This is a genomic window from Streptomyces sp. NPDC005374 (assembly GCF_042872225.1).
GTDB lineage: Bacteria > Actinomycetota > Actinomycetes > Streptomycetales > Streptomycetaceae > Streptomyces.
Map to the genome: position 1 here is coordinate 95,418 of NZ_JBIAKA010000005.1, position 19,519 is coordinate 114,936.

Consider the following 19,519-nt stretch of genomic DNA (forward strand, 5'->3'; position numbering starts at 1 on the left):
GTCACGGGAGTGGCCTGGGCCTTTCGGCGTTGGGGGTGGGGGTTGCGTGCCCGAGGAGCGGCAACCTCGGTTCCGTCACCTTTAGCTGTTCATGTCACGGGACTGTGACGGTGTCGTCCTGGATCAAGGACGGGGCAACCGTTCGGGTCCTGGGCCCCTCATAGTGATCAAGAACGCGCTGAGGAACCCGCCAAGCTTCAGCCCCCAACACCTCGAACACGCAGGGGAATTGACCCATGATCCGCAACCGTCGCAAGGCATTCCTCGTCTCCGCCGCACTCCTGGGCACCACCCTGCTGATGACGGCGTGCAACCCGGGCGACGACACCGCCGACGGCTCGTCCAGCACCTCCGCCACGCCCTCGGCGTCGAGCACGTCCGGCGCCACGGGGGGCAGCGACACCTCCGCGACCCCCTCCCCCTCGGGTTCCGGGGGCACGTCAGGCGGCAGCGGCACGTCCGGCGGCTCCGGCACGTCCGGTTCCAGCGGCACGTCCGGCAGCAGCGGCACGACCGGCGGCTCCGGCAGCACGTCCGGCTCCGGCGAGACCGTCGTGGAGGGCCTCAACAAGGGCAAGGGCGTCAGCGGCACCTGGTACGGCATCGTGCGGTACGTGGCTCCCGGCAAGTACGAGGTCGACGGTCCCGCGGCCAAGGGCTCCGGCGGTGAGCAGCAGCAGTTCTTCACCGCCGAGGACACCGTGATCCTGGGCGGGGGCCAGATCTGCGGCGTCGAGGGCTCGAAGGTGGACGCCCCGTGCGAGGAGGCCGACCTGGAGAAGGCCGCCAAGAAGGGCGTCGAGGCCCAGGTCGTCCTCAAGAACGGCATAGCCACTCAGATCACCGACGGTGCGCTTGTGTGATCCGTTGGCTCGCAACGAGCAGCGGTGTGACAGCTCATACGCCGAAGGGGTGCCCCTCGAGGAGGGGCACCCCTTCCGACGGTCCTGGTCGGGGTGCCGTCGACGGTGACCTGGTGCCGCGCGCCGTCGGAAACCCGGGCGGTGGCGGGCAGGTCCACGAAGTCGGCGGGTACGGCGGGCTGTTGGGTTTGCACGGCCGACGTCGGGGTGGTGGCCGCGGCCGCGGGCCCATCACCATGTTCGCTGTTCCTTGTGGTGCGTGGGGGATGTCGCTCAAGAGGACCGCGGCAAAAGGAAAATCGTTGATGAAATCTCGTGGATATTTCGTGGATACCCCCCGGTAGATCACCCACGACACCCATTACGGCCATAGCGGACTGATAGCTTCCGCGTCACCGGCCGGGGGGAGCGTCGGACCGGTGTCCCCCACCTTTCAGCCCTTGAACGACCGGACGGAATTCCTTGCGTACTTTCCGTGAGAACACCAGTGGCAGACACCGCTGGCGCGTACCGAAAAGCCGGCGTGGCCGGATAGCGGCGGCCGGCGCGATGTCCGTGCTCTCCCTGGCACTCATCGCCCCGCTGGCCTCGGCGGCCCTGACCGACCCCGCCGACCCCACGGCCGCCCCGGCGGCGGACCACGTCACCGACACCTCACAACTGCCCTCCGGCTGGCAGAAGTCCGGCGACCGCATCGTCACCTACGACGGCGACGCCACCGGACTGCACGTCCTGGTCGCGGACGCGGCGGACGCCTACAAGTGGCACACCGCGGCCACCCTGTCCGAGCCGGGTATCGACACCGACCAGTGGATCGGCCAGACCTGTGTGACCGGGTCCGGCGACCGTGCCGTCGTGGTGTACGCGCCCCGGCAGGCCGTCAACGACCAACAGGGCTTCCAGCAGGGCGCGTTCGCAGCCGTGGTCGACCTGGCCGACGGCACGGTGACCAAGCTGCCCGAGCTGGTCTCGCTGGCCTACTTCAACCCCGGCTGCGGCGACGGCGAACAGGCCGTCCTGACCCGGCCCGAGGGTGAGAACACCGAACTGCTCACCGTCGACACCGCGCAGGCGAAGCTGGTGCGGCAGCAGACCGTCACCGGTCAGCTGACCTCCGCCGTGCCCTTCGGCGACAAGGTCGCGGCCGCTCGGGGCGACTCCGTGGTCTCGGTGAACGCCCGGGGCGCCACCAGCACGCTGGCCAGGACCGGCAGCACACCGTTCCGGCTGGTGCCGGACGCGCACAGCGGGCTCGCCTACCAGGTCCCCGACGGCAACAAGGTGCAGGTCCGCCGCGTCACCTCCGCGGGCTCCGACAAGCTCCTCGGCTCCGGCGCGCTCGGCGCCCTCGCGGTGCACGGCAACGGCGGCCGGGTCTTCCTGACCGGCAGGGACGCACAGGACGCCGTAAAGGCGCTCCCGAAGAGCTGGCGGACGCTGGACGTGCCGGCCTCCGCCGAACTGTCCACCACCGGCGACCTGGCGCTGACCTCCGTCGGCAACGGCGCCGAGGCGGCCGGCGGCAAGAAGGCGGCGGCGGACATCGCCCGGTCCGTCGGCATCGGCGCGGTCCTTCCCGGCAGCGACACCACCGTCGACTTCACGGTCCGGCCCAAGGCCGCCGCCCAGGGCGCCGAGCAGTCCCCGGCCCTGTCCGACGGCGTGCACACGGACAGCGTCAGCGCGCCTAGCACCACCGCCACCACCGCTTCTGACGACGACCCGGCGGCCGTCACCACCGACCCCGACCGCGCCTGCGCCGTCACCCGCAACGACCCGAAGCTCCAGTCGCTCCAGCCCTCGAACGCGCAGGCCGAGTGGGCGACGGACCTCGCCGTGCAGGGCAAGCTCGACGTGCGCCGCCGCAGCGGCTGGAACGGCAGCGAGCTCCCCTCGTACACCCCGCAGGGCCTGTTCCCCTCCACCGCACTCAAGGGCGGCGGCCGGGTGCCCGCGCAGATCATGCTCGGGGTGCTCTCCCAGGAGTCCAACCTGCTCCAGGCGAGCTCCCGGGCGGCCGCGGGCGAGAGCGGCAACTTCGTCCAGGGCGGCTACTACGGCAACGTCGGCAGCGTCCACACCGTCAACTGGGCGGCGGCAGACTGCGGTTACGGCATCTCGCAGGTGACCAGCGGCATGGCGAAGACGGACACCACGTACACCGCCGAACAGCAGCAGGCGATCACCGTGGACTACGCGGCCAACATCGCCGCGGGGCTCCAGATCCTCCAGGACAAGTGGAACCAGCTGTACGACAAGGGTCTGCTCGTCAACGGCGGCGACCCGAAGTACCTGGAGAACTGGTGGCTCGCGCTCTGGGCCTACAACAGCGGCCTCAACCTGCCCAGTTCGACGGACGCGAGCGCCCCCTGGGGCCTCGGCTGGTTCAACAACCCGGCCAACGGCCTCTACCCCGCCGACCGGAAGATGTTCCTGTCGTCCGGCTACGACGACGCCCGCAACCCCAACCTGTGGACGTACCCGGAGCGGGTCCTCGGCTGGGCGGCCTACTCCCAGCAGAAGACGGACCCGGCGACCGGGGCGACCGTGAAGTCGTTCACCGTCGGCGACTGGCCCGCCGGTGCGCCGGCCGCCGAACCGGCGCACGACACGTTCTGCGCGCCCGCCGTCAACGACTGCGACATCAGCAAGCCGCGCAAGGTCGAGGGGTCGAGCCAGCCCGAGGGTCCGTGCCAGCGCGACGACTTCAAGTGCTGGTGGAACCAGCCGGTGAACTGGACGGACTGCACGGCGACCTGTGGCACCGAGGTGCTGAAGTACCAGGCCGGCGACCGCGAGCCGACGGTCACCGCGCCCCATCCGGCCGCCTGCGCGTCCACCCTGCCGGCGAACGCGCTGATCGTGGACGACGTGCCGAACACGGTGAAGTTCCGGGTCGGTGCCGCCAACCCCTGTGCGGGCAAGCGCAATTGGATAAGCCGGGGCACGCTGACGTTCGCCTTCGGGTCGGCGCAGCAGAACGGCGCGACCGTCTATCCGTCGAAGATCGACTTCCATCAGCTGGGCGCGGGTTTCGGCGGGCACTTCTGGCTCACCCACACGCGGGTGCCGAGCTACACCGACTCGGTGGTCACCGGAACCTGGACTCCGGACCGGAAGATCACCGGCTCGGCGGAGGTCATGGTGCACCTGCCCGACCACGAGGCGAACACGCCGTCGGCGAAGTACCGCATCGATCTCGGTGACGGGACGGTCGTGGAGAAGACGATCTCCCAGGACACCGGTGGCAGGAACGCGTGGGTGTCGTTGGGGTCGTACGAGTTCAAGGGCACGCCGAGTGTGTCGCTGGCCTCAGCGACGGCGGACGGGACGGGGGACGACTCGATCGCGTGGGACGCGTTGGCTTTCGTACCCGAAAGGTGAGTGCCTCGGCCGGTTGAATTTCGGCTGCGGCACCGTCGTGGCCGGTCGCGCAGTTCCCCGCGCCCCTTTAGGGCGTTGCAGTACCGGAGTTAGCTCGTGAGCGCCCGTCGTCGGTCCCGGTGGACTGACGACGGGCGCTGCAAGCGCCTTTAGGGGCGCGGGGAACTGCGCGGCCAGCCACGACGGACCCGCACCCGGCGGCGCCCCAGTGGCTCACCCCGCCGGGACGGCCCCCGCACGCACCGCCTCCACGAACGCCGTGATCAGGGCCGGGTCCTTGACGCCCCGGCTGGCCTCCACGCCGCTGGACACGTCGACGCCCCAGGGGCGGGTGACGTCCACGGCCTCCCGGACGTTCTCCGGCGTGAGGCCTCCGGCGAGCAGCCACCTCTCCCCCGCCCCGGCGACCTGCTTGCTCGACCAGTCCCACGCGATGCCGGAGCCCGGCACGGGGGCGTCGAGGAGCAGCATGTCCTCGCCCAGCTCCCCGCAGCGCGGCACGGAGTCACCGAAGGCCGCCGCGCGGATCAACGTCCAGCCGCCGCCGGAGAGTTCGTCGTAGTAGGCGCGGTCCTCGGGGCCGTGCAGCTGGACGGCCCCGATGCCCGACTCGACGGCCACCGAGCGGACGTACTCCAGGGGTTCACGGCGGAACACGCCCACGGTCAGCACGCTCTCCGGAACCCTGGCGGCCAGTCGCGCCGCCGTCGCGGGGTCGATGCGGCGCGGGCTGTCGGAGAAGACGAAGCCGATGGCGTCGGCGCCGGCCTCGACGGCCGTGTCCACGTCCCGCTCGGTCCTCAGGCCGCAGATCTTCACGAAGAGCGTCATGCCGCCCACCGTATCCAATTCGTATGCGTGAACAATGATCACATACATAACCGTTGACGCGGCCATGGCAAGCGCTTACCGTCCGAAGAATACGTGCCCCCGTCACCGCACACCATGGAGACGAACGATGCACCTGAGACCCCTCATCACCTCCGTCGGCCTCCTCGCCGGCACGCTCGTCGCACTCTCCGGCACGACCACCGCCCAGGCCGCCACCACCCGCTACGAGGCCGAGACCTCCCCTGCCGTCTGCACCGGGGCCGTCGAGACCGAGTACGCCGGCTACTCCGGCAGCGGCTTCTGCAACGGCACCAACGCCACCGGCGCATACGCCCAGTTCACCGTGTCCACACCCGCATCGGGCACGGCGACCCTGAGCGTCCGCTTCGCCAACGGCACCACCACCGCCCGCCCCGCGGACATCATCGTGAACGGCACGACAGTCTCCTCGGTGTCCTTCGAATCCACCGCCGCCTGGACCGGCTGGACCACGAAGACGCTCACCGTCCCGGTGAACGCGGGCAGCAACACGATCCGGCTCAACCCGACCAGCGCGAACGGCCTGCCCAACGTCGACTACCTGGACGCCGAGACGTCCGGCACGACGACCCCGCCGCCGTCGAGCACCGCCCTGTACGTGTCACCGAGCGGCACCGACAGCGCGGCCGGCACGGCGACCGCACCCACCACCCTCACCTCGGCGATCAGCCGCATCTCCGCCGGCGGCACCATCTACATGCGCGGCGGGACGTACGCCTACTCCTCGACGGTGACCATCCCGGCCGGCGCCAACGGCACCTCGGCCGCCCGCACCACGCTCTCCGCCTACCCGGGCGAGACGCCGGTGCTCAATTTCTCGGCGCAGAGCGAGAGTTCCACCAACCGGGGCATCCAGCTCAACGCCGACTACTGGAAGATCTACGGCCTCGTCGTCGAGCGTGCCGGAGACAACGGCATCTACGTCGGCGGCAGCAACAACGTCATCGAGCGCACGGTGACCCGCTTCAACCGGGACACCGGACTCCAGCTCGGCCGGATCGCCTCCTCCACCCCGGCGAGCCAGTGGCCCGCCAACAACCTGATCCTGAGCGCCGAGTCCCACGACAACGCCGACTCCGACGGCGAGGACGCCGACGGCTTCGCCGCCAAGCTCACCACCGGCACCGGGAACGTGTTCCGGTACGCCGTCTCGCACAACAACATCGACGACGGCTGGGACCTCTACACCAAGACCGACACCGGCGCGATCGGCCCGGTGACCATCGAGTACTCCCTGTCCTACGGCAACGGCACCCTCACCGACGGCTCCCAGGCCGGCAACGGCGACCGCAACGGCTTCAAGCTCGGCGGCGACGACATCGCCGTCAACCACGTGGTGCAGCACAGCATCGCCTACGGCAACGGCCACCACGGGTTCACCTACAACAGCAACCCCGGCTCGATGACCATCACCAGCAACGTCTCCATCGCCAACACCGAGCGCAACTTCAACTTCGAGACCGGCACCTCGGTCTTCCGCTCCAACACCTCGTGCAACAGCGGATCCAACGACCGCTACGTCGGTGACGCCGACGGCTCCAACCAGTTCTGGTCCGGCACCAACGGCTCCCGCTGCTCCACCTACACGGGCGCCCTCGGCTGGTCCTACGCCTCCAACGGCAGCCTGGTCGTGACCTTCGGCGGCAAGCCGGTCACGCTGTAGGGCACCGAGGGACCCCGGGCGCAGTGATCCGTGCCCGGGGTCCCCTCGCCGTCACTGCTTGGGCGCGGCCTGCTGGACGACCTCGAAGGTCCACAGCGTCGAGCCGGAGGCAGCGGGCTTGGGGCGTCCCTGCTCACCGCCGCCGCCGTGCGAGGACTGCGACATCCCGGACATCCACTTCTCGAAGTCCTCCTCGCTGCGCCAGCGCGTGTACACGAGGTAGGTGTCGGTGCCCTCGACGGGACGCAGCAGCTCGAACCACTCGAAGCCGTCCGAGTTCTCCACGGTCCCCGCGCGGGACGCGAACCGCTTCTCCAGCGTCTCGCGCTGCTCCTCGGGGACCGTGAGTACGTTGATCTTGACGATGCTCATGCCGGCCATTGTGCGCCCACGGGCATCAACAGGACGTCAGCGGGCCGCGGCCCGGGCAGGTACCTCACCCTGCTTGTCGACGACGGCGGTCTCCATCACGGCGCTGGTGCCGGCGAGGGCCTCGGTGGTGATGCCCCGGTCCGGGTCGGTGATGTAGAAGCGGGAGCCGAGCAGCGCGAGGGTCCCCCTGTCGAAGATCCACTCGTCGCGGGTCGCGAACCCGGTGTCGTCGAGGGTGATGGCGATGCCGTGACGGCCGGCCGCGTCCACGCCGTCCGGGATCTCCCGCACTCCGGGCAGTTTCGCGGCCGCCCGGTAGAAGGCGGCGGCGTTGGCAGGCGGCATGACGGCAGCGCCGATCAGGTCGCCGATCAGCGAGAAGACCGCCTGGTCCCGCGACTCCCCCTCGACCGGCCTGGCCTCCTTGTAGAGCCGGGCGAGCAGGGCGTCGGGGTCGGTGGGCAGCGAGGCCAGCCACCGGTAGGTCGGGTGGAAGACGCCCTCGGGGACAGGATCCGTGCTCTCGATCGGGCCCAGTCGGCCCGGCATGATCGCGTCCTTGCCGCTGGACCGGAGCCACCCGGTGACACGCAGGGGGCGGGGGTCCTGGGAGGTCCAGCGCTCCTCGGTGTGCAGGGCGCCGAGCCGGATGGGACCGGTGAAGGTGCCCGTGTTCTCGCGGACCAGCGTCCGGACGTACACGAACTGGTCGTCGCGCACCCGGATCGTGTCGCTCGCCATGGCGGCCGTGGCGATCCGGTTCAGGGTGACGGAGGCACCGGCGGCGGTCGCCGACGGGGTGGACCCGGTCGCCGGGGCCCGGCCGTCCACGGAGAGGGTCACGAGCAGGGTGCCGGCCAGGGCCGCGGAGGCCAGCGGCACCAGTACGGCAGGCCGCAGGAACCGGCTCCGCCGGGGCGTGGCCGCTGTGTCGTGATCTGTGTCGTGCTCTGTGTCGTGATCGATCTGCCGCATCAGTACGTCCTTGAAGTGACCGTGGCGCTCCGGCGGGAGGTCCCATTCCGCCGGGGTCGACAGCAGTTCCTCGGCCTCGCTCATCGGGTCTCCTCCCGCAGGAACAGGGCCGCGAGCGCGGCCTCACTCTCCATCTCTCCGTGGGCCGCGGGCGGTTCCGCCTGCGCACTCAGCCGGGCCAGCCGGGCCCGGGCCCGTGACAGCCGGGACCGCACCGTTCCGACGGGCACCCCGAGCGCCTCCGCGGCCTGCCGGTAGTCGAGGCCCGCCGACACGCACAGCGCGAAGACCTCACGGTCCTGGCGCTTGAGCTGCCCGAGCGCCCGGTGCACCACCGCGAGCCGCCGTGCGTCGTCGATACGGCCGGCGCTCTCCTCGGCGAAGTCCTCGACGGGGCGGGGCTCGGGACTGCGGGCCAAGAAGGCGAGCCGTCTGCGCAGCCCCCGGTTGGCGTTGTACGCCTTGTGCGTGGCGATCCCGAGCAGCCAGGGCTTGAGCGAGTCACCCTCCGGCTCCACGGTCTCCCTCGTCCGCCAGGCCGCGAGGAAGGTCTCGGACATCGCCTCCTCGGCCTCCGCCCAGTTCCCGGTCAGCCGCAGGGCATGGTTGTAGACCGCCCGCGCGTACAGGTCGTACAACTCCCCGAAGGCCGCCCGGTCCCCGTCCCGAATCCGCGCGCGCGACGGCTCCACCGTCTCTGTTTCCCTCACACCAGTAACGCTCCGCTCCCCTGCGCCGGGTTCCTGTGCACTGGGTCACATGCAGTGGCCCCCTTGCGGGCCGCCGACTCCGCACAACCCGGCCGCCCGACCGCATACCCTGCGGAGCATGCAGCAGCGCGAGGTCATGCAGAACGTCGTCGGGATCCTCACCGAGGCCCTTGAGATGCGGCGGCAGGTCCGTGAACACCCCGATCGGCAGGTCTCGTTGACGGGGGCCATCTCCGCGCTGCTCGTGGAGACCCTGCCACGGATCCAGCTCCCCGCGGACGCCAGTGGCCACGCGGCGGCGGACGCCGTCGTCGAGGAGCTGGGGCCCGCCATCGCGAGCATCGCCAACTGCTTCTCGTTCGCCTTCGTGCAGCTGGCCGAGGTCCACGACGAGGGCCGCACCGACACCTCCGCCGCGGAGGTCCTGCGGCGCATCTCGCTGCAGTTCGCCAACGGCTCGGAGCGGTAGCCGGGCGGGCCGGTGACCTCCATGGGGCGGGGCCCCGGCGAGATCTCCGGGCGAAATCTCCGGGCCGAAACGACATCCGGTCCGCCGTGAGCGACGAATACGGCGCGGGGGCGCACCGGAACGGGCTCCCGGAGCGGCGAGGGAGGCGCCGGGAGCCCGTTCGTGTGCTGTGTGCGGCCGGGTCAGGCCGCGGGTCGGTCCGCGGGTCGTCCCTTGGGCAGGCCCAGCCGGCCGCGCGTCACCGCCAGCAGGATCAGGGCGGCCGTCGTAGTGGCGAGCAGGAGCGCGTGGGTGCCCTCGCTCTGGGACATCGTGGGGAACAGGTCCGACCCGGCCATCGAGAAGAAGTTGTTGACGCCGCAGTGCAGCAGCATGACCAGCGGCATGCTCTCGCCGGACTTGTTGAACACCCAGGTCATCACGCAGCTGAAGGTGATCGTCATCGCGATGAACTCCACCGGCACCGTCCACGCCACATGCGGTCCGCCGCCCCACTCCGTCAGGAACAGCGGCAGGTGCCAGGCGCCCCACAGCACGCCGACGACGAGGGTCGCGTTCAGGGGGCCGTAGCGGCGCTGCATCCGCGGCATGGCGAACTCGCGCCAGCCGGGCTCCTCCGCGAGACCGGTGGTGATCAACTGGACGAGCAGGGCCGGGAGATACGCGGCGAAAAGCATCGCGGACGGCAGTACGGGTCCGCGGTCGGACAGCGCGGCCGAGGCGAGGGTCAGCGCGGCCGGCACCGAGGCCAGTACCACCAGGTACCAGCGCCAGCTGACCTTGAACTTCAGCATCCGGCGCCGCCAGGTCCTGAGCCCCGCCCGCCCCTCCGTGATGCCGGTGACGAGGAGCGCCGAGGCGATCGGGCCGAGGTAGGCGCCGGGCAGGACGCCGGTGAGCTGACTGGCCGCGCGGCCGCCGGGGAAGGTGAAGTCCCAGACGCCGAGGCCGTTCCCGGAGAGGACGTAGGGCGTCCAGACGGCCCAGCTCAACGCGAAGGCCAGGGTGAAGAACCAGGTCAGGGGGCGTCGGCGGATGCTGCCGCGCAGGCCCGTGCCCGCTTGCGGAGCCGGTCGGGTCTCGATGCTGACGGGGGCTTGGACGCTCACCGCGGGTCCCTTCCGAGGGGGCTGATGTGATGCGTCCAGCACACCAGCGCCGCGCCCTCGGATCATTGCCGCGCACGCCCCGAGTGCCGGTACAGCAGGCACTACCCGGGGCCTCCTCAGGGCCGTCGGCGCGCGTCCTCCAGGTAGCGGAGCACGGCCGCCACCCGCCGGTCCATCTGGTCCGTCGGGGCGAGGTCCAGCTTCGCGAAGATGCTCCGGATGTGCTTGTGCACGGCCCCGTCGGTCACGAACAGCCGCTCCGCGACGGCACTGTTGCCGAGCCCCTCGGCCATCAGGGCGAGTACGTCCTTCTCGCGCGGGCTGAGCCGTTCCAGCCGGGTGTCCTGACGGGACCGTGAGAAGAGCTGGGCGACGACCTCGGGGTCGATGGCGGTGCCGCCGGACGCCACCCGGCGCAGTGCGTCGAGGAACTCCTCGACCCGGCCGACCCGTTCCTTGAGGAGATAGCCGAGCCCACCGACCCCGCCGGTCAGCAGCTCGGTCGCGAAGCTCTGCTCGACGTAGGCGGACAGCACGAGCACGGCGAGGTCGGGCCTGCGCCGCCGGGCCTCGACGGCGGCGCGGATACCTTCGTCGGTGTGCGTGGGCGGCATCCGGACGTCGAGGATGGCCACGTCGGGCTTGTGCGCCTCGATGGCGTCGAGGGCGTCGTCGGGGGTGTCGGCCGTGGCGACCACGTCCATCCCCTCGGCGCGCAGCAACAGGGCGAGTCCCTCGCGCAGCAGGGCGTCGTCCTCGGCGATCACGATCCGCATGGCAGGTCAGTCTCCAGGGTCGTCGGGCCGCCCGAAGGGAACATCGGGCGGAGGGCAGGGACAGCGGCCGCCCGGCACCATCCGGAACCGGTCACGCACCGCACGGCAACCGGTCCGCATCCGAAACGGGTCGCGCACCGCACCGCGACCAGGCCGCATCCGGAACCGGCCACCCGCCGCACGGCAACCAGGCAACACCCGGAACCGGCCACGCCCCGCGCCGCAACCCGGCCACCCCCACGGCCAGTCACACACCGCACCGCAACCAGGCGGCCCCGCCCACGGTCGGTCACGCGCCGCACGGCAGTTCCGCCTCCAGGACCGTGGGGCCGCCCGGGGGGCTGGTCAGGTGGAGGGTGCCGTCGTGGGCGGCGACGCGGTGGCGGATGCCGGTGAGGCCGGAGCCGCCGTGCTCGTCGGCGCCGCCCCGGCCGTCGTCGGAGACGGTCAGCACCAGCCGGTCACCGGCGGCCCGGACGGTGACGCCGGCCTTTTCCGCCCCGCTGTGCTTGGCGATGTTCGTCAGCGCCTCGGCCACCACGAAGTAGGCGGTCGCCTCGACCGAGGCCGCACACCGCCGGGACATCTCCACGTCGACCGAGCACGGCACCGCGCACTCCGCCGCGAGCCCCGTGAGCGCCCCCGCCAGCCCCCGGTCCGCGAGCACCGGCGGCAGGATGCTGCGGGCGACGGTCCGCAGCTCGGCCAGTGCCTGCTCGGCGGCCGACTGCGCCCGCTCCAGGAGTTCGTCGGCGCCGGCCGGGTCGCGGGCGACCATGCGGCGGGCCGCCCCGAGCAGCACGGTCACCGTGACGATCCGGTTCTGCGTGCCGTCGTGCAACGAGCGCTCGATGCGCCGCAGTTCGGTGGCGTGGGCGTCCAGCGCGCCGGCCCGGGTGGCGGTCAACTCCGCGATGCGCAGGGAGAGATCGGCGTCGGGGCCGGCGGACAGGAGCCGGCGCCCGGGGCCCGCCTGGAGCCGTGCCATGCCGGGTGCGAGCCCCAGGATGATGGCGATCCAGCCCACACCGAGCAGGGTCACGGCGAGGGCGTCCGGCCAGGAGTGCGCATTGCCGATGCCGATGGAGGTGGCGGTCGCGTTCTCCGGGGCGAGCCGCCAGTACAGCGGGAAGGCCGTGTCCCGTACGGCGACCACGGGCAGCAGGAAGCCGAGGATCCCCAGCGGCAGGCCCACGGCCAGATGCCGGACCAGCCAGCGCAGTTCGCGCCGGGTCGTGGGGTCGGTGACAGCGGCCCGCAGTCGCGCGGGCGGCGGCGCGGGGGCGACGACCTCGGGGCCCCAGCGGGCGAGCCGGGCGCGTTCCACACCGGCGAGGGAGTGCAGCGCGCCCACCCCGCCGGGTGCCAGCACCAGCCACAGCAGCACGAACGGCGCGAGGACGGCCGTACCGAGTCCGGAGACGAGTTGTCCGAGCGCGGCGGCCGCGGTCGTCGCGGTCCCCACGACCAGGCCCTTGACGTCGGCGGCGGCCATCCCGGTCCCCTCTGTTCTCTCTGGTCCGTGCGGAAGAGAACGACCCTATGCCGAAAGGGAGTTCGTGCCGCCGCCGACGGCCGGAAAGTACAGCCTGCTGTACCCCGGACCGGGCGGACCGCCGGATCGGCGGGAGCGGGTGCCCACCCGTGGCGTCACCGGCGCGCTGGGCAACGCGGCCCGGGCCTACTTGAGCCCGATCGCCGCGCAGTCCGCCGCGTACTGGGCGGTGCAGATCTGCTGCACGGTGTAGACGTCGTCCTTGATCACCGTCTGCCGGATGTTGTCCTTGGTGAGGGCGACCACCGGCACCAGCAGGGACGGGATGTCCTTCTGGGTGGGGCTGTCGACCGTGTCACGGATGAGCGCGTCGAACTGGAGGCCTCGGCCCTGGACCTTGTACACCGCGATCTGGGCCGCGTTGGTCGCCTCCAGCAGGAACGACTTGTACACGGTCATGTACTGCTCGCCCGACACGACCCGCTGCACGGCGGCGAGGCTCGCGTCCTGCCCGGTCACCGGCGGGATCTTCGTGGCCCCCGCCGCCTTGAGCTCCTCGATGACCGCGCCCGCCATGTCGTCGTTGGCCGAGTAGACGGCGGCTATGTTGTTCAGCCCGACGGAGGCGATCGCCTCCTTCATGTGGGCCTTGGCGACCGACGGCAGCCACTCCTGCGTGTCGTACTGCTTGGCGATGACGACCTTGCCGTTGAGTTCGCTCAGCGCGCCCTTCTTGAACAGGGCGGTGTTGGGGTCGGCGAGGGAACCGTTCATCATGACGATCTTGCTGGTCTCGGCCTTGGCGCCGAGCGCCTCGACGACGGCCCGGCCCTGCACCTCGCCGACGAGTTCGTTGTCGTGGGAGACGTAGGCGTCGATCGGGCCCTGGGCGAGCCGGTCGTAGGCGATGACGGGGATGCCGGCGTCCTTCGCCTTCCGCACGTCGGACGCGATCGCCTTGGCGTCGACCGCGTCCACCAGGATCACGTCCACCTTGTCGGCGACCATCTGCAGGAACTGCCGGCTCTGCTGCTTCGCGCTCGCCCCGGCGTTGGCGTAACTGACCTTGCCCTTGCCGTGCGTGAGGGTCGCGACCTCCTTCTTGATGAGGGGGTAGTCGAACCTGTCGAAGCGGCTGGTGTCCCGGTCGGGCAGCAGCAGGCCCAGCGTGATGTCGTCGCCCTTCTTGGGGCTGACGGCGGTGTTGGTGCTGCCGACTCCGCAGGAGGTGAGCAGGAGGGCCGACACGCAGACGGCCATGACGGAGGGGAGGGGACGCATGGCGATCCTGTGGGTGGGGGGTGTGGGGGCTGTCACGTAGGCGCAACAGTAAGTCCCCTCAATCCCGATCAAACGCCCTGACCGTTTCCTTCAACGGATCACCACTCGGCGTTCGCAACTAGTCATCCATGTGCACACGTTGCACGGCGGCCAGCGCGCGCACCATGAGAATCCCGGCGACGGCCGCGCCGACGACGGCGAGGTCGGCGACCAGCAGGGTGGTCACACCGTGGTAGGCGCGGACGATGAGGTCGTCCGTGTCGCCGTCGTACATCAGGCCGACCCCGGTGACCGTGCCGACCAGCCACAGCGCCCACCACACGTTCACGACGGCGGGCAGCTTGCGGTCCGGGGCGCTCTTGCGGTGGATGTCGGCGACGATGCCGCGCGGGATCCACAGGTTGGCGAGCGGCACGACCCAGGAGGCGTAGACCCAGATACCGGCGTAGCGCGGGCGCTCGCCGGACAGGGCCCGGGCGTTGTCCCGCATCCGCCACAGCCAGCCGATGAACAGGGCCGCGCACAGCAGTGTGAGCAGGTTCGCGGCGGTGCTGACCAGGTGGTAGCCGTCCTCCAGCGCGGTCAGCGGCCGGTGCCGCCCCTCGCCCTGGTCCGGCGGCCCGGCGGCGGGCTCCCCCGCCATGGCGAGCCGGACGTCCCACACGGCCCGCAACGCCCAGGCGGCACCGGCGAGCCCGAGCCCCACGACAGCGAGCGTCGCGGAGCCGCGCACCGTGCGCAGGGCGGGTCGAATTGCGTTCTCACTCACGAAGTCCCCCTTCGGAAGGATCAGTTCACCCTCCCATCGTCGCGAACCCCCGAATCGGTTCACGACAGCGGGGGGCGGCCCATTCCGGGAGCCCTGGGACGCCGGAACCCCGATGGAGAAGCGGTGAAGAAATCCGGCGGGGCGAGGATCGTGGGGGGCATGGACGAACAGCGAAACGACGTGTGGGCGTCCGGCGCCGCCTACGACCGTTACATGGGCCGCTGGAGCCGGGTGGTCGCACGGGAGTTCACCGCCTGGCTCGGCCGCCCGGCCGGACTGCGGTGGCTGGACGTGGGCTGCGGCACCGGCGTGCTGTCGGCGGTGGTCGGTGAACGCTGCCGGCCCGACCGGATCGTGGGCTGCGACCGTTCCGAGGGCTTCGTACGGGCGGCCCGGGCGACGGCCGTGGCGGACGCCATGGCGCTTCCCGTCCGGGACGGCGCCTTCGACGTGGCGGTCAGTGGTCTGACCCTGAACTTCCTGTCCGACCCCCTGGCGGCCGTCACCGGGATGGCCCGCGCGGTCCGTCCCGACGGCGGTCTCGTGGCCGCTTACGTGTGGGACTACGCGGACCGGATGAGCCTGCTGCGCCACTTCTGGGACACCGTCGCCGCACTCGACCCGGCCGCCGCGGACCTGGACGAGGGCCGCCGGTTTCCCGACTGCCGTCCACAGCCGCTGCACGACCTGTGGACGGGCGCGGGACTCGTCGACGTGCTCGTGCGCGCGATCGAGATCCCCACCGTCTTCACCGACTTCGCCGACCTGTGGGGGCCGTTCCTGGCCGGTCAGGGCCCCGCCCCGGGCTATGTCGCCACTCTCGGCCTCGCCGACCGCGACCGTCTGCGCGAGGCCCTGCGCGCGGCCGTCCCCACCGCCTCCGACGGTTCGATCGCCCTCTGGGCACGCGCCTGGGCGGTGCGCGGACGGACCGCGTGAACCGGGGAACCGGGGTTCCGGCCGGGCACGACGACCTCACGCGGCACGAGGAAATCCGAGCACCGGGCGGCCACTTGTGGCTCACGCAACACCTCACGCCCCGGTTACGTTTCCCTCAACCTCTGGTTGCGAGGCGGTGAGCGGGCGACGATGGGCACATGACTCTGGCCGAGCGTGCTCTGGAGCGCCTGGAAGCGTGGTCCGACCTCTCCCCGGGCATACCCGGCTGCGGAGCGGGGCTGGCGCTGCGCTCCGCGCACAGCGAGATCGTGCACTTCCATCCGGGGCGGGACGTGGATCTGCACCTCACCGAACCGGCCATCCGCAGGTTCCACGACGACCTCGAGGAGTCGACCGCGGTCCGGCTGGTGCCGGGGTCCCGGTGGGTCACCGTCCATCTCGACTGCGAGACCGACATCGACCTGCTGATGAGCCTGGTCAGCATGGCCCTCAAGGCCCACCAGGCGACTCACGCACCCGTCGGCGCGGCCGAGTGCAACTTCCACCGGGTGACGGTGGTCCCCCGGGACTCCCCGATCGGCTCGTTTCGGTGATAATCGGACTATGAGTACGGCGACGTTTGTCCTGGCGGCCACGTCGAGCGACGTACTCGACGTGATCGCCGCCTTTGCCGGTGGGCTGTTCATCGCCGGCGCACTGGTGTGGGCCGTGCAGTTCGGCATGCGGGTCCAGGACCGGGAGCTTCCACGGCCGCTCGACCAGGAGCAGCCGCGGCTTCCGGAGACCGGACCGATCCGCGAGGTCCGGGAGATGCGGGAGCCGGACGAGGTGCCGGCCACCCTTGACGGGCGGGAACGGCTGATGCCGTACCAGCTCCATCACTCGGGAAGCAGACGAGGAAAGGACCAGCACCGCAAACGCTGGCTGCCCGGCTCCAGCGGCGGCTTCGGCAGCGGCGGCCTCGGCCACACGTGACGGCCCCCGGGAATCCGGGCTGCCCGGCGGGCACGTAGAAGGTACGGCGGCGCCGGGATCCCCCTCCACGAGGCGACACTCGGCTCGGCGAGCCTGAGCCACGGTGATCGGCGCGAGCAGCGTGCCCGCAGCCGTCCAGGAGGGCCTTCCCGGCAGTCCCGGCGTTCCCGCGAGGATCACCGGGACCGGTTCCGGGTCGTTCAGCAGAGACAGTGCGACGAGGCGGACCCTGTCGTCGAAGGGTCGAAGGTCCCGGCGAGCGAGGCCGGTCCGCAGCACGGCTCTTGCCGACGCCGGGCCCGCCGACGTCGGCGGGCCCGGCCAGGACGCCCCGGCCGGGCCCGCTGCGACGACGTGTCGTGAGTGCCGTTCGGGGATCAGATCCGTTCGCCCGGCTGGTAGACCGCGAGCGCCCAGATGACGAAGAAGTCGATGCCGATCATGATGACCGACCAGACGGGCGCGTAGGGCAGGAAGAGGAACTGGGCGAGCATGCTCAGCGAGGCCAGGAATATGCCGGTCATCCGGGCCCAGGTGGCGCCCCTGAGGATGGACGCGCCGGTGGCGGCGGCCAGGGCACCCAGGCAGAGCAGGATGACGCCCCAGCCGGTGAGGTTGATCTTGTAGACGTAGTCGCCGACGCGGGTCCAGACGTCGTCCTTCGCGAGCAGGGAGATGCCCTGGAAGATCGCCAGGATGCCGTTCATCAGCATCAGCACCCCGGCGAAGACGACCCCGCCGGCGGCCCAGGAGTTCTCGACGGGCGTCGGGCCGAGTCCCGGCGCCGGGGTCGGGGTCATACCGGCCGGCCGCTGGGACTCGCTCCAGCCCTGCCGGCCCTGCTGCTGCCCGCCGGCGGACGGCTCTGTGGCGTGCGGCTGCTGCGTCATGGGGCACCTCACCTCGGTTGGTCGATGTGCTTCGACCATCCGGCGGACCGGTGACGGCCACCACGGGGATACGGCCATTCGGGTGACGCGGGCTCCGAGTCCTCGACCCGGCCGGGGTCACGCCATCCAGAAGAAGACGGCCGTCATCCGCTTCTCCTCCAGCGTGCTGCCGGAGTACCCGGTGGCGCTGTGCACGAGGTTGGCGTTGTAGAGGAGCAGCCGGTTGTACTTGTGCGGCACCTGTACGTCCTCCTCGAAGGCGTCCGGCGCGACGAACCGGGTGCCGAGGGCCTCGACGAGGTTGTTGTGCGGGGCCTGCACGACGTTGCCGCCGAGCCCGCCGCCGGGCAGGGACTGCCGGTAGAAGCTGGTGCCGCAGTTCTTGGGGACAGCCGGGTTGAGATACAGCACGGCCGCGTACCGGCACAGCGCCCGGGAGTCGGTGTGCGGCCGGGGCTCGCTCTCGCCCTCCCCCACGACCTGCACGCAGTTGTGGTTGAGGGTGCCTCCGCCGGGCGCCCGCTGCACCCACAGTTTCGCGGCCCCGGTCGCTTTCCTCACCAGCCGCTCCACCCGCCCGAGTTCGGAGGGTTCGAGCCCCGGCATGGTCCGCAGTCCCGGCCAGGTCTCCGAGGTGTACGGATACCCCTTCGCCCAGTCGTCCTTGGCGAGACAGCGTTCCCGTACGGCGTCGACGTCCGGCAGCACATCGTCGATCACCCAGTAGTCGCGGCCCTTGGTGGGCTTGCGGTAGGGGAGGACGGGAAGGGACCGCTGCGACCGCTGTGGCATGGACATGCGGCGAATCTAGGTCCGGGGTGCGTCAGGTCTCTCCCGCGATTTCCTCCGGACTTCCCCGCGAACCGGTCAAAGGACGGTCAACAGGAAGGGGAGGACCCGTGTGGGGGCCACGGATACACCGGAAGCCCCCCTGTCCGGTCGCCCACGTGCCCGCCACCCTGCCTTGCGAGGTCGCCCCACATGCCTGCCCGGCAGGGCCGCGCCCCTCCTGACCACGTCTCCTCGTGACCGTGTCCCGTACACGATGAACGCCGGCGCCCCCATGTCCGTACTCATGTGCGTCCGACCCGCCTCCCGGCGGGATCCCCGACCGGGCAGGAGGCACGGTGCCACTCTCGCGCAACGCGATGGGAACGCTGTTCGTGGGCGGAGCCCTCACATTGACACTGGGCGCGCTCGCGTACCCGTCGATGCTTGGCGTCAGCCAGGCGACCACCGCACAGGACAGAATCATCGCGCAGACCCAGTGGGGTCCGCTGACCGAGGGCGACCGCGACTTCGTCGTCAAGGTGCGGGCCGCAGGCCTCTGGGAGTATCCGCTGGGGAAGATCGCCCTGCAGAAGGGGACGACCCCGGCGGTCAAGACCGCGGGTGAGCACCTCATCGACGGTCACGCGGCGCTGGACACCGTCGACCGCAAGGTCGCCGCGATGCTCAACATCACCCTGCCGAACGTGGCGAGTCCCCAGCAGGTGGGCTTCGTGAACACGATCGACTCGAGCGCCGGGCAGCAGTTCGACTCGAACTTCGCCAACATCCTGCGCGTGACGCACGGTTCGATCTTCAACACGATCGCCAAGATCCGCTCCACCACCAAGAACTCGCTGGTGCGCGCGCTGGCCGACCAGGCCAACGACACGGTCCTGGACCACATCACGGTGATGGAGAAGACCGGCTTCGTCAATTTCGACCAGGCCCTGTTCATGCAGACCACCCCGCCGAAGCTGCCCGCGGTCGACCTGACCCCGCCGCCGCCGCAGCCCGGCGAGCCGATGGTCGTGCTCACCCCGCCGCCGAACCCGACCTCCACAGAGGTCGCGCTCCCGGGTGACGCCTCGAGCGGCGGCGGCTCCACACCGAGCACGGGCGTCATCCCGAGCCCGACCATCGGGTAGCCAGGTCCTGTCCGGCGGATCAGGCCGGCTCCGAGCAACGGCGCCTTGTCAGCGCAGGTGAGCGCACCAGTCCCCGCGCCGCCGGCATGATCCGCCGGACAG

19 protein-coding genes are annotated in these 19,519 nt (G+C 71.0%); 8 read left to right on the forward strand and 11 right to left on the reverse strand.

The window, feature by feature from the left end:
- Positions 1-236: 236 nt before the first annotated feature.
- Together ACFYRX_RS14160 and ACFYRX_RS14165 are read left to right on the forward strand one after the other, a co-directional pair.
- Positions 237-863 carry a hypothetical protein gene (locus tag ACFYRX_RS14160; protein ID WP_389099264.1) on the forward strand — a complete coding sequence of 209 codons (627 nt, stop codon included), beginning with the start codon at positions 237-239 and terminating at the stop codon, positions 861-863.
- A 462-nt stretch (positions 864-1,325) separates the two neighbouring features.
- Positions 1,326-4,247 (forward strand): hypothetical protein, encoded by a 2,922-nt coding sequence (locus tag ACFYRX_RS14165; RefSeq protein WP_389099266.1) that lies wholly within the window; start codon positions 1,326-1,328, stop codon positions 4,245-4,247.
- A 213-nt stretch (positions 4,248-4,460) separates the two neighbouring features.
- On the opposite strand, the gene ACFYRX_RS14170 is transcribed toward ACFYRX_RS14165, so the two are convergent.
- Positions 4,461-5,078 (reverse strand): phosphoribosylanthranilate isomerase, encoded by a 618-nt coding sequence (locus ACFYRX_RS14170; protein WP_389099267.1) that lies wholly within the window; start codon positions 5,076-5,078, stop codon positions 4,461-4,463.
- A gap of 127 nt (positions 5,079-5,205) precedes the next feature.
- On the opposite strand from ACFYRX_RS14170, the gene ACFYRX_RS14175 reads away from it, so the two are divergent.
- Positions 5,206-6,780: a carbohydrate-binding protein gene (locus tag ACFYRX_RS14175; RefSeq protein WP_389099269.1), complete on the forward strand. Its 1,575-nt coding sequence runs from the start codon at positions 5,206-5,208 to the stop codon at positions 6,778-6,780.
- A 51-nt stretch (positions 6,781-6,831) separates the two neighbouring features.
- Here ACFYRX_RS14175 and ACFYRX_RS14180 read toward each other — a convergent pair whose 3' ends face one another.
- Genes ACFYRX_RS14180 through ACFYRX_RS14190 form a run of 3 tightly spaced genes read right to left on the reverse strand, consistent with a single transcriptional unit; the run spans position 6,832 to position 8,837 of the window.
- Positions 6,832-7,152, reverse strand: coding sequence for an antibiotic biosynthesis monooxygenase family protein (locus ACFYRX_RS14180; RefSeq protein ID WP_389099271.1), 321 nt, complete (start codon positions 7,150-7,152; stop codon positions 6,832-6,834).
- A 36-nt stretch (positions 7,153-7,188) separates the two neighbouring features.
- Positions 7,189-8,211: a CU044_5270 family protein gene (locus ACFYRX_RS14185; RefSeq protein WP_389099273.1), complete on the reverse strand. Its 1,023-nt coding sequence runs from the start codon at positions 8,209-8,211 to the stop codon at positions 7,189-7,191.
- Positions 8,208-8,837: an RNA polymerase sigma factor gene (locus tag ACFYRX_RS14190; RefSeq protein WP_389099275.1), complete on the reverse strand. Its 630-nt coding sequence runs from the start codon at positions 8,835-8,837 to the stop codon at positions 8,208-8,210. The genes ACFYRX_RS14185 and ACFYRX_RS14190 overlap by 4 nt, the downstream gene beginning before the upstream one ends.
- Before the next feature lie 118 nt (positions 8,838-8,955).
- Between ACFYRX_RS14190 and ACFYRX_RS14195 the strand changes: the two genes are divergently transcribed.
- Positions 8,956-9,306 carry a hypothetical protein gene (locus tag ACFYRX_RS14195; protein ID WP_389099277.1) on the forward strand — a complete coding sequence of 117 codons (351 nt, stop codon included), beginning with the start codon at positions 8,956-8,958 and terminating at the stop codon, positions 9,304-9,306.
- Between the two features lie 182 nt (positions 9,307-9,488).
- On the opposite strand, the gene ACFYRX_RS14200 is transcribed toward ACFYRX_RS14195, so the two are convergent.
- From ACFYRX_RS14200 to ACFYRX_RS14220, 5 genes are all read right to left on the reverse strand, one after another.
- Positions 9,489-10,415 carry a CPBP family intramembrane glutamic endopeptidase gene (locus ACFYRX_RS14200; protein ID WP_389099279.1) on the reverse strand — a complete coding sequence of 309 codons (927 nt, stop codon included), beginning with the start codon at positions 10,413-10,415 and terminating at the stop codon, positions 9,489-9,491.
- Between the two features lie 116 nt (positions 10,416-10,531).
- Positions 10,532-11,191: a response regulator transcription factor gene (locus tag ACFYRX_RS14205; protein WP_389099281.1), complete on the reverse strand. Its 660-nt coding sequence runs from the start codon at positions 11,189-11,191 to the stop codon at positions 10,532-10,534.
- Positions 11,192-11,480: 289 nt separating this feature from the next.
- Positions 11,481-12,686, reverse strand: coding sequence for a sensor histidine kinase (locus ACFYRX_RS14210; RefSeq protein ID WP_389099282.1), 1,206 nt, complete (start codon positions 12,684-12,686; stop codon positions 11,481-11,483).
- A gap of 186 nt (positions 12,687-12,872) precedes the next feature.
- Positions 12,873-13,967, reverse strand: a complete 1,095-nt coding sequence (locus tag ACFYRX_RS14215) for a sugar ABC transporter substrate-binding protein (RefSeq protein ID WP_389099283.1) — start codon at positions 13,965-13,967, stop codon at positions 12,873-12,875.
- Between the two features lie 118 nt (positions 13,968-14,085).
- Positions 14,086-14,736: a DUF4328 domain-containing protein gene (locus ACFYRX_RS14220; protein WP_389099284.1), complete on the reverse strand. Its 651-nt coding sequence runs from the start codon at positions 14,734-14,736 to the stop codon at positions 14,086-14,088.
- A 159-nt stretch (positions 14,737-14,895) separates the two neighbouring features.
- On the opposite strand from ACFYRX_RS14220, the gene ACFYRX_RS14225 reads away from it, so the two are divergent.
- The 3 genes from ACFYRX_RS14225 to ACFYRX_RS14235 all read left to right on the forward strand — a co-directional run bounded on the left by ACFYRX_RS14225 (position 14,896) and on the right by ACFYRX_RS14235 (position 16,611).
- Positions 14,896-15,675: a class I SAM-dependent methyltransferase gene (locus ACFYRX_RS14225; RefSeq protein WP_389099286.1), complete on the forward strand. Its 780-nt coding sequence runs from the start codon at positions 14,896-14,898 to the stop codon at positions 15,673-15,675.
- A gap of 158 nt (positions 15,676-15,833) precedes the next feature.
- Entirely contained in the window at positions 15,834-16,229 is a 396-nt protein-coding gene (locus ACFYRX_RS14230; RefSeq protein ID WP_389099288.1) for a luciferase family protein, read from the forward strand.
- 10 nt (positions 16,230-16,239) lie between these two features.
- Positions 16,240-16,611 carry a DUF6479 family protein gene (locus ACFYRX_RS14235; RefSeq protein ID WP_389099290.1) on the forward strand — a complete coding sequence of 124 codons (372 nt, stop codon included), beginning with the start codon at positions 16,240-16,242 and terminating at the stop codon, positions 16,609-16,611.
- A gap of 377 nt (positions 16,612-16,988) precedes the next feature.
- Here the strand turns inward: ACFYRX_RS14235 and ACFYRX_RS14240 are convergent, their stop codons facing one another.
- Positions 16,989-17,501: a hypothetical protein gene (locus ACFYRX_RS14240; RefSeq protein ID WP_389099292.1), complete on the reverse strand. Its 513-nt coding sequence runs from the start codon at positions 17,499-17,501 to the stop codon at positions 16,989-16,991.
- A 117-nt stretch (positions 17,502-17,618) separates the two neighbouring features.
- The gene (locus ACFYRX_RS14245; RefSeq protein ID WP_389099294.1) at positions 17,619-18,299 is read right to left on the reverse strand and encodes a DUF6445 family protein; all 681 of its coding nucleotides are present in this window, start codon (positions 18,297-18,299) and stop codon (positions 17,619-17,621) included.
- Between the two features lie 350 nt (positions 18,300-18,649).
- Here ACFYRX_RS14245 and ACFYRX_RS14250 point away from each other — a divergent pair, with 350 nt between their 5' ends.
- Positions 18,650-19,417: a DUF4142 domain-containing protein gene (locus ACFYRX_RS14250; RefSeq protein WP_389099990.1), complete on the forward strand. Its 768-nt coding sequence runs from the start codon at positions 18,650-18,652 to the stop codon at positions 19,415-19,417.
- Positions 19,418-19,519: the final 102 nt, after the last annotated feature.

Bases quoted from the DNA above. Each gene is read 5' to 3' on its own strand.
- ACFYRX_RS14245 (WP_389099294.1), bottom strand. From the start codon at position 18,299: ATGTCCATGCCACAGCGGTCGCAGCGGTCCCTTCCCGTCCTCCCCTAC.
- ACFYRX_RS14225 (WP_389099286.1), top strand. From the start codon at position 14,896: ATGGACGAACAGCGAAACGACGTGTGGGCGTCCGGCGCCGCCTACGAC.
- ACFYRX_RS14180 (WP_389099271.1), bottom strand. From the start codon at position 7,152: ATGAGCATCGTCAAGATCAACGTACTCACGGTCCCCGAGGAGCAGCGC.
- ACFYRX_RS14205 (WP_389099281.1), bottom strand. From the start codon at position 11,191: ATGCGGATCGTGATCGCCGAGGACGACGCCCTGCTGCGCGAGGGACTC.
- ACFYRX_RS14215 (WP_389099283.1), bottom strand. From the start codon at position 13,967: ATGCGTCCCCTCCCCTCCGTCATGGCCGTCTGCGTGTCGGCCCTCCTG.
- ACFYRX_RS14235 (WP_389099290.1), top strand. From the start codon at position 16,240: ATGAGTACGGCGACGTTTGTCCTGGCGGCCACGTCGAGCGACGTACTC.
- ACFYRX_RS14170 (WP_389099267.1), bottom strand. From the start codon at position 5,078: ATGACGCTCTTCGTGAAGATCTGCGGCCTGAGGACCGAGCGGGACGTG.
- ACFYRX_RS14175 (WP_389099269.1), top strand. From the start codon at position 5,206: ATGCACCTGAGACCCCTCATCACCTCCGTCGGCCTCCTCGCCGGCACG.
- ACFYRX_RS14185 (WP_389099273.1), bottom strand. From the start codon at position 8,211: ATGAGCGAGGCCGAGGAACTGCTGTCGACCCCGGCGGAATGGGACCTC.
- ACFYRX_RS14195 (WP_389099277.1), top strand. From the start codon at position 8,956: ATGCAGCAGCGCGAGGTCATGCAGAACGTCGTCGGGATCCTCACCGAG.
- ACFYRX_RS14160 (WP_389099264.1), top strand. From the start codon at position 237: ATGATCCGCAACCGTCGCAAGGCATTCCTCGTCTCCGCCGCACTCCTG.
- ACFYRX_RS14240 (WP_389099292.1), bottom strand. From the start codon at position 17,501: ATGACGCAGCAGCCGCACGCCACAGAGCCGTCCGCCGGCGGGCAGCAG.
- ACFYRX_RS14230 (WP_389099288.1), top strand. From the start codon at position 15,834: ATGACTCTGGCCGAGCGTGCTCTGGAGCGCCTGGAAGCGTGGTCCGAC.
- ACFYRX_RS14250 (WP_389099990.1), top strand. From the start codon at position 18,650: ATGGGAACGCTGTTCGTGGGCGGAGCCCTCACATTGACACTGGGCGCG.
- ACFYRX_RS14210 (WP_389099282.1), bottom strand. From the start codon at position 12,686: ATGGCCGCCGCCGACGTCAAGGGCCTGGTCGTGGGGACCGCGACGACC.